The sequence below is a fragment of the Glaciimonas sp. GNP009 genome (assembly GCF_054343755.1).
In genome coordinates, this window is sequence record NZ_JBTGUV010000004.1 from 5,076,727 (window position 1) to 5,091,939 (window position 15,213).

Annotated in this window: 15 protein-coding genes; 7 read left to right on the top strand and 8 right to left on the bottom strand. The window is 50.1% G+C overall.

Annotated features, from left to right (window positions below; translation table 11 throughout):
- Positions 1-236: 236 nt before the first annotated feature.
- A complete protein-coding gene (locus tag ACXX82_RS23340) occupies positions 237-773 on the bottom strand; it encodes a hypothetical protein (RefSeq protein WP_323518685.1) in 537 nt (178 codons plus the stop codon).
- A 648-nt stretch (positions 774-1,421) separates the two neighbouring features.
- On the opposite strand from ACXX82_RS23340, the gene phaP reads away from it, so the two are divergent.
- The 3 genes from phaP (at position 1,422) to ACXX82_RS23355 (ending at position 4,195) form a co-directional block, all read left to right on the top strand.
- Positions 1,422-1,991, top strand: a complete 570-nt coding sequence (phaP, locus tag ACXX82_RS23345) for a TIGR01841 family phasin (protein ID WP_458563804.1) — start codon at positions 1,422-1,424, stop codon at positions 1,989-1,991.
- Between the two features lie 501 nt (positions 1,992-2,492).
- A complete protein-coding gene (locus ACXX82_RS23350; protein WP_322238838.1) occupies positions 2,493-2,906 on the top strand; it encodes a ribbon-helix-helix domain-containing protein in 414 nt (137 codons plus the stop codon).
- Between the two features lie 44 nt (positions 2,907-2,950).
- Entirely contained in the window at positions 2,951-4,195 is a 1,245-nt protein-coding gene (locus ACXX82_RS23355; RefSeq protein ID WP_458563805.1) for an extracellular catalytic domain type 1 short-chain-length polyhydroxyalkanoate depolymerase, read from the top strand.
- A 343-nt stretch (positions 4,196-4,538) separates the two neighbouring features.
- On the opposite strand, the gene ACXX82_RS23360 is transcribed toward ACXX82_RS23355, so the two are convergent.
- From ACXX82_RS23360 to ACXX82_RS23385, 6 genes are all read right to left on the bottom strand, one after another.
- Entirely contained in the window at positions 4,539-5,885 is a 1,347-nt protein-coding gene (locus tag ACXX82_RS23360; RefSeq protein ID WP_322238842.1) for an MFS transporter, read from the bottom strand.
- Positions 5,886-5,961: 76 nt separating this feature from the next.
- Positions 5,962-7,083, bottom strand: a complete 1,122-nt coding sequence (locus ACXX82_RS23365; protein ID WP_458563806.1) for a porin — start codon at positions 7,081-7,083, stop codon at positions 5,962-5,964.
- Between the two features lie 202 nt (positions 7,084-7,285).
- Positions 7,286-7,762: a type II 3-dehydroquinate dehydratase gene (aroQ, locus tag ACXX82_RS23370; protein WP_458563807.1), complete on the bottom strand. Its 477-nt coding sequence runs from the start codon at positions 7,760-7,762 to the stop codon at positions 7,286-7,288.
- 58 nt (positions 7,763-7,820) lie between these two features.
- On the bottom strand, positions 7,821-8,708 hold the full coding sequence (locus tag ACXX82_RS23375; protein WP_458563808.1) for a sugar phosphate isomerase/epimerase family protein: 888 nt from the start codon (positions 8,706-8,708) through the stop codon (positions 7,821-7,823).
- Positions 8,705-9,553, bottom strand: coding sequence for a shikimate dehydrogenase family protein (locus tag ACXX82_RS23380; RefSeq protein ID WP_322238850.1), 849 nt, complete (start codon positions 9,551-9,553; stop codon positions 8,705-8,707). Before ACXX82_RS23380 ends, ACXX82_RS23375 begins: the two co-directional genes overlap by 4 nt.
- Positions 9,546-10,430 carry a 4-hydroxyphenylpyruvate dioxygenase gene (locus tag ACXX82_RS23385; RefSeq protein ID WP_458563809.1) on the bottom strand — a complete coding sequence of 295 codons (885 nt, stop codon included), beginning with the start codon at positions 10,428-10,430 and terminating at the stop codon, positions 9,546-9,548. Before ACXX82_RS23385 ends, ACXX82_RS23380 begins: the two co-directional genes overlap by 8 nt.
- Positions 10,431-10,617: 187 nt before the next feature.
- Between ACXX82_RS23385 and ACXX82_RS23390 the strand changes: the two genes are divergently transcribed.
- Positions 10,618-11,343 carry an IclR family transcriptional regulator domain-containing protein gene (locus tag ACXX82_RS23390; RefSeq protein ID WP_458563810.1) on the top strand — a complete coding sequence of 242 codons (726 nt, stop codon included), beginning with the start codon at positions 10,618-10,620 and terminating at the stop codon, positions 11,341-11,343.
- A gap of 126 nt (positions 11,344-11,469) precedes the next feature.
- Here the strand turns inward: ACXX82_RS23390 and ACXX82_RS23395 are convergent, their stop codons facing one another.
- Positions 11,470-12,300, bottom strand: a complete 831-nt coding sequence (locus ACXX82_RS23395) for an IclR family transcriptional regulator domain-containing protein (protein ID WP_458563811.1) — start codon at positions 12,298-12,300, stop codon at positions 11,470-11,472.
- A gap of 219 nt (positions 12,301-12,519) precedes the next feature.
- Here ACXX82_RS23395 and pcaH point away from each other — a divergent pair, with 219 nt between their 5' ends.
- From pcaH to pcaB, 3 genes are read left to right on the top strand one after another with little or no spacing between them, the layout of a single operon-like run.
- Positions 12,520-13,212, top strand: a complete 693-nt coding sequence (pcaH, locus tag ACXX82_RS23400; RefSeq protein WP_458563812.1) for a protocatechuate 3,4-dioxygenase subunit beta — start codon at positions 12,520-12,522, stop codon at positions 13,210-13,212.
- A gap of 15 nt (positions 13,213-13,227) precedes the next feature.
- Positions 13,228-13,746, top strand: coding sequence for a peptidase associated/transthyretin-like domain-containing protein (locus tag ACXX82_RS23405; protein WP_458563813.1), 519 nt, complete (start codon positions 13,228-13,230; stop codon positions 13,744-13,746).
- A gap of 58 nt (positions 13,747-13,804) precedes the next feature.
- A complete protein-coding gene (gene pcaB / locus ACXX82_RS23410; RefSeq protein WP_322238864.1) occupies positions 13,805-15,211 on the top strand; it encodes a 3-carboxy-cis,cis-muconate cycloisomerase in 1,407 nt (468 codons plus the stop codon).
- Positions 15,212-15,213 lie beyond the last annotated feature (2 nt).

Genomic DNA, 15,213 nt, shown 5'->3' on the forward strand with positions numbered 1-15,213 from the left:
AGCCATGGTGTCGTCACGACGCACACAAGATGGCCGTGACAAACACAAAGAACAGATTGGAATGACCATTTCACGCGGTTGAACCGGGAGACGATTCTGGTACCCTTAATTTCTAAAGTCTTACAAAAGTAGGCGTTTAAATGATGCAAACCGCTAAATTGGGCTATCCGGGTGCACTCCAGAAAGTATCGACAGGTCAGCTCGCTGCCTAATCAATCCAAGCAAACGACGAGATATCAATTGCAATGAGACGTCGACGTAAAACGAAATCCCCATAACCCCATCCATACCGGCGCACTATATATATGCTGACTGGTATTTATATTTTTCCAAATGTCATGACACACATAAATACGTTCATTATTTCCCGCTACTTTCACTGACAAAGCGTACCAATGCTGCGTCGCTCCTTTGCCGTCTTGCTTACTTAACACGGGCATTTGCTCAAGTCGAACCGGTTCGTCGGCCATGAGATAGTTTGAATAAAAAGCGAAAGCACAGGTGACCAGCACAACTCCTTGCCACATCAAACCAATAATCGCTAACCTTGTACCATTGCCAAGAATATGAAAAAAAGTCCTCTTGAGAGTCAGACATATTGCAGTGGCTAGTACGGCACCGATACCGAGTCCAAAAATTGCCAAGCGCCCGGCATCGAATGTAGCCTCAACCTGATCGCCAACTAGAACAAGCGCTAATAAGCCGGTGAAGAAGGTCCCTAAAGCTGTATAGACCATCGGCTCCGGATTGCGGGATTGATGTAACACCATCATATTCCTTAATATGGTTACGTCATTTTTTGGTGTGTCATACGTATAAACATTCACGTTGAAATTCAACCTATAAGCTATTTAAGTAATTGGAGCGCTTTTCTCGTCAGAAGGTTGCGTGGCATGAAAACTATTCCCCATTTCTTGAGCTTATTGTTGCATTAACTGCAATTAATGCAGCTTACACAGGCCTTGTGTATTTGTCATAATTGTTTGTATATTGCGAGGTATAGATTGTGTATTGACTTTGCGTTATCAAATGCACAAATGTGACTTGGGAGAGAACTAGCTGCCCGGGGGGGGGAAGTCCGTTACTTGCCCGGCTACAACTTGTTGACTAGCTTCTACCGCGTCCGTCTCACCAAGCGCAACGAACCGATTGTCACCCGCCCTTCGCCAAACCCGAAGTCGTCAGATACCTGACTAGCTCACGGTCGGGACATGCATATTCGATTCGGCGGCCAACAGCGCTTAAGCTGATCGAGGGACATTAACGCCAAGCAAGGGTTATTGCCTCATAAAAACTGATTTCTCAGGTATTGATTTATCTCATAAAAAGTTTTAAAAAAAAGCTGGACATCCTTTATTCTTCGGGTAAAATATGAATTGTTGCAGTGCACCATTTACTCGGATACCTGCATAACCTCATTATTGACCCATCAGGAGCTTCTTATGTTTTCGAATCTAGATAAATTCTCATCTGCAACCAAAGCCGCCTTTGAATCCCAGTTTGCCACTTCTAGTGCACTCGTAAGCAAGATCATGGAAAGCAGCGAAAAAGCAATTGCACTGAATATCGCAGCTGCTAAAGCGTATGCAGAAGAATCAAGCATTGCGACAAAACAATTATTGTCAGCAAAAGATCCACAAGCATTTTTCGCTTTGATCGCTTCACAAGCTAAACTGAACGCTGAAAAAGCCGCGTCATACAGCAGCCATTTGACCGAAATCGCTTCAAGCGTCAAAGCTGACCTCACGCAAGCTGCTGAAGCGCAAATTGCTGAATCAAAAAGCAAAGTGACTGCATTGGTTGAAGAAGTCGCCAAAAGCGCACCAGCCGGTTCTGAAAATGCTGTCGCCATGTTGAAATCGGTCGTCAGCAATGCAAATGCTGGTTACGAACAACTCTCTAAAACCACTAAGCAAGCAGTGGAAACAGTTGAAGCGAATGTTGCCAAAGCAACGACCCAGTTGTCCCAAGCTGCAAAAAAAACTGCTTAATATTGCATCACGGTTAACGACCGATCAGTAACTGAGTAACTGAAACAAGTAATATCTCGGCCGCCAACGCGGCCGATTTCGATTTTAGCGATGATGCCGAAACCACGCAGATAATTCAATTACGTACTTTGGCGCACGTTCCTTAACGTACGCACCGCATACAATATTTATGCCCCGGATTAAACATCCCACAGCATCGGGGCTTTCGTCAACGTCATGCTTCAACGATTGACGCACGCTGCGCTCCTCCCTTCCTCCAAATGACTTATCGCGCTCTATTGTCGTTTTAGTTGCTGATTTCAGGCCAGCTAATCGTTTCTCCATTTTGGCAGTGAAGTAAAGGCCTGGATGTTCCTGTTAAATCGAGGCCGAACTAATCCAAAAAACGTGCATAGATTAAATAAAATTATGCTTAAGGATGCGCCTTTAACTTGACAAACATCGTTTACGACCTAAAATACCATCCATATAGATGGCATATGGATGTCATGCGGAGGTATTATGAGCGTATTAGTGTTAAAGCCGAAAATCAGTGAAAGTGAAAAAATTACTATTAATCTTGGATTAATCGATTTAGGACAAATCGACTTATTAGTCCAGGAAGGGTTTTATTCAAACCGAACTGATTTGATCCGTACCGCGATCCGCAATCAACTAGCAGTCCATGCCGATACAGTCAAACAAACTGTCGCTCGCAAGAGCTTGGTTCTTGGCTTGCAAACGTATTCCCGCGCGGATCTTGAAGCATTACGAGACGCGGGGCAAACACTGCACATTCAAGTACTCGGGCTAGCTACTATTGCTGCCGACGTCTCCGCAGAATTAGCCTTGGCAACTATCGCATCCATTTCTGTTTTGGGTGCATTCCATGCAAGCCCTGCCGTAAAAGCAGCGCTCGCCCAACGTATCCATTAAAGTCAATTAATTATCTGTTAATTATGTCGATCTGAAAGGCTCCCATGAATCTGACTGAATATTTACGCGCTCAACTGCGCCAGGCAACCCGTAAGCTAATGTCCGACGGAGCCTCAGAGGCAACCGCTGCAATTCAAAAAGCGCTCCAGACCTTACCTGGTCAGCCCCACGGTGCAACACCGCCTGTGTCAAACGCCATGCCTAACAAAAATGCCACATCAGACATTGGTGATGCATCAGTTACGGTACCAAATTTTGTGTCTGACCTATTGAATCGGTTAGGTATTCCGGCCGCGTACGGGAATATAAATACTGGCAAAAAAGACGCCGAAGGAGACTTGCTTAGCCCTGAAGAGCTGGAATCCGGTAAGGCCACCGCAAATGGCCAGTTTTTAACCAAGTCGTTCACCAATCACGCCGGGACACGCAATTACAAACTGTACATTCCATCTTCTTATCACGGTCAAGCCATGCCGCTCATGGTCATGTTGCATGGCTGCACCCAAAATCCGGACGACTTTGCAAGCGGCACCAGGATGAATATTGTGGCTGAAGAGTCACCATGCTTTGTGGTCTATCCAACGCAGACCCAGGCAGCAAATACTGCAAAGTGCTGGAACTGGTTCAAGGCCCTAGACCAGCAACGCGATCAAGGTGAGCCATCCATCATTGCAGGCATCACTCAAACGGTCATTAATGACTATAAACTCGACGCTGGCAAAGTGTACATAGCCGGACTTTCAGCGGGCGGCGCAATGGCGATTATCATGGGAACCACTTATCCCGATTTATATGCCGCTGTCGGCGTGCATTCAGGTTTACCGTACGCAGCCGCACATGACTTGCCGTCCGCGCTTGCGGCAATGAGGGGCAACGTGCCGATCTCGGGTTCAAAACATAAGCACGATGCTGATGCACGCTTGCAATCGATTCCCATCATTGTTTTTCATGGCGATAAAGATGCGACGGTCAGTCCTCAAAATAGCGAGCAACTGATGGCGCAGAGCGTACCTGAAGTGATCTTTAACCAGCGTAATAACAAATACGATGCATCCAAACCGATTAAGCCAGTGGTAATCGTTCAAGAAGATCAAGTGCCGAATGGACATCGTTACACGCGAACGTCGCATCACGACGCTCGAGGACGGTCGATCGCTGAGCACTGGATGATCCATGGTGCAGGACACGCCTGGGCCGGTGGCAATAAGAGTGGCACATATACCGATGGCAAAGGTCCTGATGCTTCGCGAGAAATGATGCGATTCTTTTCAACCCAATCGCATGATTAAGAGCCGGCGTTACGCTGCGATTTAAGAGGTTCAGCGGCAAGCGACTGCCTTGATTATGCACGAAAATACTGAAATCACTTCGTGAGGTGAGCGGTGGGTTTCTGGGGCAACACTCACCTCCACGCGGGTAATCCAAGTATTACCAGCGCCTCTGCTGGAGACGCTGCGCGAGCGTTATGTTGCGCACAGCGCTCAACGTCAATACTAACCAGCTAGAAAATGTGGCAGCGTACTTATAAATAGTTTTTAAACAAATGACGACATCTGCGTATCCAATAATGGTCGTTATATCACGCACTCTTCCGCGTCGCAAAGCACGCGGAAGAGCCAGCGCAGCAGATATTTAGACCTTGCCCAACTCACTCATCGGCGTGCGGAAGGTCTCGCGTGAGGTCGCAACGGAGATTGCCGAAATCACCGAGGTGATCGTTACAAACACCGCGACAGGAATCCAGCCATCCACACCCGGCCGAAGAATAGCTGCGCTGATGGTTGGTGCGAAGCCACCTAATGCGAAGCCGATCTGGGTACCGATTGCCATGCCTGACAGACGAACACGGGTGTTAAACATTTCACCGTATAACGATGGCCATACGCCATTGGCAGCACTGTACACAACACCCGACAAGAGCAAGCCGATCACAAAAATCAACGGGATATTGGCATGACTAAGTGCCCACATGTAGGGCCAAATCAGGAGGGCTGAGCCTAGCGCACCGAACAGAAACACTGGCTTACGGCCAATACGATCAGACAGCATCGCGAAGGCTGGAATTGCCGCAAGCGCTAACACATTCGCCAGAACGAGAACCGTCAACATCGTCGCACGCGGGATGTGAACAGTGTTGACCGCGTATGACAAGGTAAAGACGCTAAAAATAGTGCTGACCACCGATATCAACGCTGCAAAAATCACCCGAATCAGGTTTGCCTTATGGTCACGTAAAAGCACTGCAACCGGCAACTTAGCCTGCGTATGCGATTTCTCTTCCTCGTTAAATGCCGGTGTCTCGGGTAAAGTTCGACGTACCCACATACCCACCGCTACCACAATCGCGCTTAGGAAAAAGGGAATACGCCATCCCCAGGACAACAACTGGTCTTCTGGCAATGCCGAAATCGGCAGGAAGATCAGTGTCGCCAGAATCAGACCCGCCTGCGTTCCACTCAGGGTAAAACTGGTAAAAAATGCGCGTCGATGCGCCGGAGCATGCTCAAGCGTCATTGAATTGGCACCCGCCTGTTCCCCGGCCGCAGACAATCCCTGCAACATACGCAGAACCACCAACATGATCGGTGCCGCGATACCGACTTGTCCATAGGTCGGCAGCAAACCCACCATAAAGGTCGACACGCCCATTAACAACAAGGTAAAGGTAAGCACTTTTTTGCGACCATATTTGTCGCCAATATGCCCCAATAAAACAGCACCGATTGGCCGTGTCACATAACCAACCCCAAAAGTCGCAAACGCTGCAACAGTGGCCGTCACAGGGTCAAATGAAGGAAAAAATATTTTTCCGAACACCAGCGCTGCGGCAGTGCCGTAGATGAAAAAATCGTAATACTCAACCGCGCTGCCGATCCAGCTGGCGAACGCCGCTTTACGCGGTGAGCGCGTGGTTGATTTCTGTTCTTCGCCAGCGCTGCTTTTAGCGCTGGCTTGTTGCGAAAGCGTAGATGTAGACATGTCGTCCTCCATGATCTGTAGATAATGTTCACATTAAAAGAACGAATTCTTTTAATGCGTCCTCAAAGTGAAAACCTTAGAACCGATGCAGAATGCCAGCTTGCAGGCCCACCAAACTCCTGCCATTGATATCGGTACCGGCCAAGTTCGCCGTTGGACCAGCAGAACTACTAAACCGGAAACCGGCGTTAGTATCGTTCTTCATGTAATTAGCAAAACTATAGAGCGTAGTTCGCTTGGACATGTCGTAATAAACACCGACATTACCACCCTGCGCGCCCGAATTTCCGTTCGAGGTATCTTTCATGACGCCATACAAAGCGCCGATACGTAACTGTGGAGTCAGACGATAATCAGCCGAAACCTGGTAAATGTTATACATCCGCAATACGCTTGAATTATTACCCGCAAACGCGTTAGTCGGGATGCTGACATTGCTCAAGATAGCGGTTGCATTATTACCGTTTGCATTCGCCGTCACGTTGTTACTGCGCACGTAAGCAAGATAAATCTTACCTTTGCCGTAGTCGTAATCGGCATAGACATTGTGATAGACCACCGCGTCTGCGAACGCTGCATTCGCTAGCGGCTTGGCCCACAACCCAGCGTAACCGGCACGGTAAGGGCCATTGGTGTAATCAACACCGGCTTGATAAACGCCGCGCGTACCAATACTTTCGCCTGCGGTTTCGGTCAATGCGTAATGCAAATCGAACTGAAAATTAGCAAGACGCGGAGATTTGTACGAGATGTCATTATCGAAGCGCGATGGAACGCCAAATGTATTGATGATTGAGCCGAAAGTGGTCCGCTCGGTGTAATCAATAGCACCACCTATGAAAAATATGATGGTGTTCTGACGACCAATACGAAATTCACCCGCTGGTGTATTGATACCGACCCATGCCTGACGATCAAAAAGACGCGGCGCATCGGCCAATGCACCGGTATTGGCACCGAACCCTTGCTCTAGCGTGAACTTAGCCTGATAGCCGTTACCAAGATCCTCGACACCACGAAAGCCGAGACGGCTTCGCAAAATAGCGCCGTCATTCAGACCGATGACACTCTTTCCACTGCTGCTATGGATGTAACCGATGTATTGGTCAACATCTCCATAGATTGTTACATTTGATTGTGCTTGTGCGAAGGTTGAGCACGCTGCGAAACAGCAAGCGACAGCAATTTTTTTCCTCATTACATCTCCCAAATAGTTCATTTTTATATTGTGTAGGTGACGCCCAAAAGGGCGTTACACCAGTTCTCCCCTCAAGGATTTTCCGAAGCGAGGGGCCTCCGTAGTTCAATGCATTAAATCAATGGCGGCACTCTAATTTTCAAGCGACAGCACCCAGCCATACCGACAGCTAAACGACTGCGCCAGCGGTCAATGCTTTACTTCAGCGTTTAAATTCTGCGGCAGGCTGCATGGCAAGCGCCGCAATCGCCAACGCATAACCTTGAATACCAAAGCCCAGAATCACTCCGTGCGCAACTGCCGATAACCACGAGTGATGCCGAAACGTTTCGCGCGCATGGACGTTCGAGATGTGTAATTCGATCAGATGCACCGAGGCGCCCTTGATCGCATCGTGCAACGCTACAGAGGTATGGGTATAAGCGCCGGCGTTAAATATCACGCCGGCGAGATCGCCATTCGCCTGTGCAATACCTGCTTCGTGGATCCAGTCGATCAATACGCCTTCGTGATTGGACTGGCGAAAATCGAGCGCAAAGCCATGCTCTTCGCAGGCGTTGCGGCAAAGAATTTCGACGTCGGCTAAGGTCTGGCCGCCATAGACTGACGGCTCACGACTACCTAGAAGGTTGAGGTTCGGTCCATTGAGGACGAGAACGGATTTTGGACCTGCTGTCATACTGTCTCCTTTAAAGCTGCATTATTTTTTTGTTCAGCTATTTTGTACTGCGATATAACTAAGCCATGGTTGGATGGCCAGCCGTTGGCTGTCGGACCTGAAGGCTGCGGCGAAGCACTTGATCAGTCACCCACTTGGTAGCACGATGCGCGCGGCGAGCGACGATATCCGGTGATAGTTGCAAATAATCGTCGTTAAAGACTTCAAAACTATAGTCGCCACGATAGCCGCCTCGGTCCAGTCGACGCAGCAGATCGGACAACTCTTGGGAATGCGCGCCCTCACCCGGGAATACGCGCAAATGGCGGGCTGTTTCCAGGCGTTCTTCTGCGCTGCGAATATCACGCCACATAAAATCCGATAGTTGCACCATCGCGATTTTGTCGCTTGGAATATCTTCAAGTCCATCAAAGTCAGCTTGATTTGCCAGCATGTGGAACGAATCAATCACCACGCCCAGATTGGCATGATCAGCCATTTCAACCGCTTCCCACGACTGTGTATATTGATTAACGTGACGGCCCCACGACAATGCTTCATAACCAATCTTGACGCCCAACGGCACTGCAAGGGTTGCCAGCTTAGCCAGATGGCGGGCAATCAGGGACATGTCTCCCGAGGCATGCGAAGAAGTACTCGAACACACCATCAACAAGGGGGCGCCGACCGCTTTGCACATTTGTAATAAATTTTTGGCGATGTCGAGTTTGTATTCATGCAGTGTGCCAGATAACCCTTCAAAATCACGCATGACCTGAATGCCGGTGACACGAACGCCACTCGCCTTCACCAGACGCACAGCTTCGTTGACGCCACCCGGATGGCTGGCCAAATCTTTAGCCCACAGCATGATCTGCGAAAATCCGGCGACCTTGGACGCCATCAATTTCGATTCCAACGGACCAGCCAGCGTGATGCTGTCCATCCCGAAATTGCTGAGATTCATATTGCCTCCAACGCGCGGAAAGCGTCCGAAGATACGCCAGGCCAGCCGAATAACTCCAGATATAAAGGTGCTTGTTCAATCATCATTTCACGGCCTTTCTGGATACGGCAGCCACGTTGCTGCGCCTCGATCAATAAGCGCGTCATTTCGGTCTTCATGCCGCAATCAGCGACGATGCAGGATGCCGAAACCTGACTTAAATCGACTGGCAACGGATCGTCAGGGCTCATCCCTAATGGCGTTGAATTGACCACCAGATCATATCCCTCGGCATTCGGCGTGCCGATTACCACCTCCGTTGCGGGGAATGCTTGCTGCAAGCGCTCTCGCAGTGCCTCGGCCTGCGGCAAACGCGTATCGTAAATTGCAACGTGACCAATGCCACGTGTTGCCAAAGATGCCGCGACGGCACAGCCGACACCGCCGCTTCCGACAACTAGCGCTTTAGCCCTTGCCCAATCAAAGGCTGCACCGTTTAAAGTGCGGTCAAAAGCACGGACAAAACCTTCGCCATCGATCAAATCACCAACTAACGTTTTACCATCGTCCGCTTTGAAAATCGCGTTGCAAGCGCCAGCCAGCAAGGCGCGAGAGGTGGGCTTATCCACTGCATCGACACTCATCGGCTTATGCGGAATCGACACAAAAATGCCACCCACGTTTTCAATCGACATCAGCGTACGAACTGCCGACATGTACGAATCAGGTGCAATTTTAAGGGGAATAACGCGCGCATCTATGCCGTGTTTCTCAAAATAGGCGTTGAATAGCGCGGGCGCTTTGACCTGCTCTACCGGCCAGCCAATGACAGGAAAAATACGCGTAGTACCGGAAATATTAAGCATGGTCGTTCTCCAGATTGCTGACAACGAGTTCAAAACTGATGCCGCTCTTGTATAACTGTGTCAACGCACCCTTTTCGCTCGACTGCGTCGATTCGCGATCGATGAAAATAATTCCACGTTGTTTCAGTTCTCTCACCGCAGCGAGTACATCTGCCGCACCTAAACCAACCCGAATCAATTGTTCATCCCATTGCAATCCGGCAGCGCCTTCTGGCGGCTCTACCAACTGCAAGTAAAATTGATGGCACGGACTTTCCAGCAAGGTTCCTTTAGGCAAGACCCCAAAATAGTGACCTTGCGGCAGCGGCCTGAAATCCATTAATTGCTGATAAAAATCAATCCATTCAGGCGACCGGTCGCGGCCAATTGCCTGGACAACACCGAAGAAATGCAGCCCAGCTATCGCGGGCGGATTAACCGGCGCATTCGGAATTGGTTTGAAATCGACGTCATAGATAGAAAAATCACGAAAGCGGTCCACGAAATACAAAATTGAGTCGCCAGCGCCATGCACTCCGGGAATATTCAGTTCCATGACGCCAGCTCGGGTTTCAATTGCCCATGCACCCATTGAGATCGCATGACGATACGCGAGGTCAGCATCGCGCACACGTAGTCCAATGGCGCTGATTACTGTGGTTTGCAAATCAGTGTCGGATTGCGGCAAAGCACGCGGATCGGCATTGACGATCACATTCATGCTGCCTTGTCGATATAAGGTAACTTCACGTGAGCGGTGACGTGCGGTTGATACGAACCCCATTTTTTCGAGCAGCGCACCGAGCGCCAACGGCTGCGCAGTTGCATACTCAACAAATTCGATACCATCGATACCGAGTGGATTATTCGGTTCGGCGTTGTGCTCTTGCGCAATCATGATGATCTTTCGCTAAATTGATGTGCGAAGTATAGGAACGGGTTGACAAAAAAAACAGTGGCAAAAAACGGCTATACTGCGCTTATCGCTCAACCGGCGCGATTAGCGCACAAGATCAGGATTATTTTCAAATGAAAAACCAGAGCTACAAAATGTCGCAGTCGCCAAACGTGACCTGATTGATGGCTTGATCAAAGGCATTGATGTCATCACCGCTTTCAACGATGATTCGGCGCGTCTGACCGCGACCGATCTGGCAGAAAAAGTGGCAATTAGTCGCAGTGCTGCGCGCCGTTACTTGTTAACGCTAGTGCATATTGGATTGGCTTCGACGGATGGGCGTAGCTTTTGGCTGACACCTAAAGTACTGAACTTGGGGCGTTCCTACCTTGATTCTGCACGGCTGCCGCGCGCCATCGTGCCGTTTCTTCAGCGCTTGACGCTACAGCTACAAGAATCAACTAACTATTCCGTGCTGGAGGGCGACGACGTGGTGTATGTCAGTCGGGTAAATGCGCCAAAACTGCTCACTACTGGCTTCGAACCCGGCACGCGCTTGCCTGCCTACACTGCCACCGCTGGCAGAGTACTCCTTTCAGCGCTGCCGGACACCGAGTTACGCGCCTATCTTGAACGGGTCGAACTGATCGCTTTTACCCATCTAACTACGCTCGACAAAGAGCAGTTATTCAAAGAGCTGATCGCGATCCGTGAGGACGGTTTCGGATTAACTGAAAATCAATATGAGATAGGTTTTCGTGGCATTTCCGTGCCAATCAAAAGCCGCCGTGGTGCACTGATTGGTGCGTTAAGCGTATCGATGATGATTTCGAGTTGCTCAAAAGCCGAGGCCGTCGCACGCTGCGTGCCAGCATTGCAAGCGACCGCAAATACCTTGATGTTATGGGTGTGATGGTGTGGTTGCTTAATGGTGGGTCTAATTATTATTGATTGCTTTTTTGCGGCAATGTTTTTGAAGGTGAATGAATTTAGACAATTCAAAGCACAAACTTCTCACCGAAATTACGTCGCTCAAGTTTCACAACAATGCCGCCAGTTCCACCTGCACCTTTAACAATGCAGGCAAGCAACGTTCGACGATATCCTCAATTGGAATACGCGCCGCGTGCACGCTGACATTCACCGCGGCGACCGTTTCTCCGCGAAAATTCTTCAGCGGAACCGCAATCGTCCGCAGTCCCAATTCAAGTTCCTGGTCCACCACTGCATAACCTTGTGCACGGGTACGTGTGATTTCCAGCAAGAGCCGCTCTTTGTTGATGATCGTGTGTGCGGTAATTGGCTCAAGCTGCACGCGTGCCAATAGCGCCTCAATCTGCGGTTGCGACAAACTTGCTAACAAAACGCGACCGTTCGCGGTGCAAAATGCGGGAACCCGCGTACCCGGTTGTAGTGTGGCAGACACCAATTGACCTGCGCTGACCGCAGCTACACAAACCAATTCATCATGGTCCAAAACGCCAGCCGAAGCTGCCTCTTGCAGCGAATAAGCCAAGCGATAAAGTAACGGCTGGACAATCCGCGGCAGTCTGGCGGAATGCAAATACGATTGGCCCAGCCGCAACACCTTGGGCGTCAATGAAAATACTTTTTGCTCATGTCTGACATATCCCAGATGCGTCAACGTAATCAAATAACGTCGCGCCGCGGCGCGTGTCAGCCCGACACGTTGCGCGACTTCGCTGATCGTTAGCCGGGATCGCTCCTGATCGAATGCTTCAATCACCTGTAGACCTTTTTCAAGTCCCGCAATCAAGTCGCGTTTTAGCGGTCCTTCTTCTAGTTCTCCATTTGGCGCATCTATTATTGCCAAAGACGGTCGTATCTTGACGCTTTCCCCTTCAATCATAAATCCTCCTATTTGTGCGATTATCGCACGAAACGGGCGATAGCCGGTCGTCACGTCACATCCGGACCTTGTTGACCGGCTATTGATCACCTATGATCCAATTCATTCATGACAAGATTCATCTAATGCGCTCGTTACGCCGCGCAAGTCATTTAGGCAAACTGACCAGCTTAAGCGACCTGAATTGCGTTAAACCCCAAAAATATAAAGGAGAACTGAGTGAAATTTCAACCCACAGAAACCGGGGTCTATCCAACCCTCGTCTATTTACCTTACGCTTCAACGCTAAAACGTGGCCCGACCCAAGAACCTTTGCGGATTCGCGCCGCAGATCCAGTCAACACCAATATTGCAGCGTCCCGCAGCTTGATCCTTCCACACGACACTGATCTCACCGCGCAAGGTCAAGCTGCGCCATTGGGCGAAAAAATCGTGGTCACCGGACGCGTACTGGATGAGGATGGCAAACCCATCCGCAACTCGCTGCTGGAAGTGTGGCAATGTAACTCGGCTGGTCGCTATTGGCACAAACGCGATCAACACGACGCGCCACTCGATCCCAATTTTTTCGGCTTTGGCAAGATGCTGACAGATGACGAAGGCGGCTATCGTTTTGTCACGATTAAGCCCGGTCCTTATCCCTGGGGTAACCACCATAAAGCATGGCGTCCTGCCCACATTCACTTCTCCTTATTTGGCAGCGTGTACGCGCAACGCCTTGTGACACAGATGTATTTTCCCAGCGATCCATTGTTCGACTTTGACCCGATCTTTCAAAGTATCTCGGATGTTGCCGCCCGCCAGCGATTAATTGCTCGCTTCAGTATGGACGAAACGGTCGATGACAAAATGCTTGGCTATGAATTCGATATTGTGTTGCGCGGCCGTGATGCTACGCCAATGGATCTTTAAAAAGGAAAAAATAATATGGATTTCAAAATTACCACCTCACAAACCATCGGTCCTTTTCCGCATGAGGCCTGGCGTTGGGGCGTCGATGCGACCAGCACACTGCTCAGTAACGTCCCAACAATTACCATCAGCGGCACGCTCCGTGACGGAGACGGCAATCCGATTAATGATGGATGGATTGAAGTTTGGTTACCGGATGCAGTGACCGCCGAATCCGAGCAAGCAATACCGGGTTTTCGCCGCATTCCTAGCGATGATCAAGGTGGATTTCGCATTGAAGTATCGCTGCCGACAGCAGCGACCAAAGGCAAGCCCGTCCTGTATGCAACGATCTTTGCACGCGGTCTGGTCAAGCATCAGTTTACTGCCGTTTTTCTGGAAGATGATACGGGTCTGGCGCAATCCGATATTCTCAATCAGGTTCCTCTCAATCGACGTAATACACTGATTGCACGCAAGCAATCCGAGACCGAATATCAGTGGGATATCTGGATGCAGACCGACAAGGAAACGGTATTTTTCGATTACTGTTAATGACGTTAATCGTGTTAATAGCCGCAATGATTATTGCCAACAGACGAACGGAGCTCATGTGAGCGTTTCAATATTTGATAGTTTTCTCACCACTCCGGACATGATCGCGGTATTTGACGATGCCGCTGTGGTGCAGGCCATGTTTAGTTTCGAGGCCGCTCTGGCAGGCGCGCAAGCAGCCGAAGGGATTATCCCGGACACGGCTGCGCGGGCTATCGCCAGTGTCTGCAAGGCGCAGTTATATGATATTCCGGCGATAGTGCATGCCAGTCGGCGCGCCGGCAGTCTGGCGATTCCATTGGTCAAAGAATTAACCAAAACGGTCGCACTTTTTAATCAGGAGTCCGCCACATTTGTGCATTGGGGCAGTACTAGTCAGGATGTGATCGATACCGCGATGGTGTTAGTCACCCGCGAGGCGTTATCGTTACTTGATGATAGGTTGCAAACTCTCACAGAGAGTTTATTGACGTTGGCGGAACGTCATCTGTCCACGCCAATACTGGCGCGCACATTGATGCAACCTGCACAAGTCACTAGCTTCGGTTTCAAATTGGCAGGTTGGGCTGCGCCACTTGTACGCGCCCGTGTACAACTGCGCTCAACCGCACAGCGCGCGCTGCAATTACAACTCGGCGGTGCAGTGGGGACGCTCGCCGTCATGGGCGCAAAAGGTCCGGCAGTAGTGCAAAGGGTCGCAGACGATCTGGGATTGGTCGCCGCCGATGCAGCTTGGCATACGCAACGCGATGAGTGGGTGCGGCTAGGATTAGAAGTCGCCGTGCTGGTGGGCAGTCTCGGCAAAATTGCTACTGATCTGAGCCTGATGACGCAGGGCGAAATTGCGGAGTTGGCAGAACCATCTGGTAATGGCCGGGGCGGTTCATCGGCGATGCCGCACAAACGTAATCCTGTGTCCTCGATGATCGCCCTGGCAGCGGCAACACGGACACCACAACACGCTGCAGCGCTGCTGGCAAGTATGGGCCAGCAACACGAGCGTGGGCTAGGTAACTGGCAAGCCGAATTGGCGGAATGGCCCGGCCTGTTTCTCAGCGCCCACGGTGCGTTGAATGCATTAACTGAAGCAATGGCAGGATTGAACGTCGACACCGCGCGCATGCGCCAGAACATTGACGGTCTGCAAGGATTGGTGTTTGCAGAAGCCGTGTCGATTTATCTGGCGGGTGCAATTGGTCGGCCACAGGCACATAGCCTGATGGAACAATTGACGCAGTTAGCTGCTAGCAGTAGCACCAGTTTGAATATTGTGGTGATCGATGCGGTAAAAAAAGATGTCCGGTTACGCGATTTCATTGACCTCGATAGTCTTCAAAATTTGTTTGATCCAGTCTCTGCAACGGCCCCAGCCGAAGTGTTGGCTCGCGGTCAGTTAAAAACGTTAAGAACTGCGGTAGCGGCCTTGACTGCCCTTCCCTCATCAACCTTTTCTAAAAGTGAATAAAC

Excerpts from the sequence above, each read along its gene's own strand:
- ACXX82_RS23340 (WP_323518685.1), bottom strand. The coding sequence starts at position 773 with ATGATGGTGTTACATCAATCCCGCAATCCGGAGCCGATGGTCTATACA.
- ACXX82_RS23350 (WP_322238838.1), top strand. The coding sequence starts at position 2,493 with ATGAGCGTATTAGTGTTAAAGCCGAAAATCAGTGAAAGTGAAAAAATT.
- ACXX82_RS23355 (WP_458563805.1), top strand. The coding sequence starts at position 2,951 with ATGAATCTGACTGAATATTTACGCGCTCAACTGCGCCAGGCAACCCGT.
- ACXX82_RS23360 (WP_322238842.1), bottom strand. The coding sequence starts at position 5,885 with ATGTCTACATCTACGCTTTCGCAACAAGCCAGCGCTAAAAGCAGCGCT.
- ACXX82_RS23365 (WP_458563806.1), bottom strand. The coding sequence starts at position 7,083 with ATGAGGAAAAAAATTGCTGTCGCTTGCTGTTTCGCAGCGTGCTCAACC.
- aroQ (WP_458563807.1), bottom strand. The coding sequence starts at position 7,762 with ATGACAGCAGGTCCAAAATCCGTTCTCGTCCTCAATGGACCGAACCTC.
- ACXX82_RS23375 (WP_458563808.1), bottom strand. The coding sequence starts at position 8,708 with ATGAATCTCAGCAATTTCGGGATGGACAGCATCACGCTGGCTGGTCCG.
- ACXX82_RS23380 (WP_322238850.1), bottom strand. The coding sequence starts at position 9,553 with ATGCTTAATATTTCCGGTACTACGCGTATTTTTCCTGTCATTGGCTGG.
- ACXX82_RS23385 (WP_458563809.1), bottom strand. The coding sequence starts at position 10,430 with ATGATTGCGCAAGAGCACAACGCCGAACCGAATAATCCACTCGGTATC.
- ACXX82_RS23395 (WP_458563811.1), bottom strand. The coding sequence starts at position 12,300 with ATGATTGAAGGGGAAAGCGTCAAGATACGACCGTCTTTGGCAATAATA.
- ACXX82_RS23405 (WP_458563813.1), top strand. The coding sequence starts at position 13,228 with ATGGATTTCAAAATTACCACCTCACAAACCATCGGTCCTTTTCCGCAT.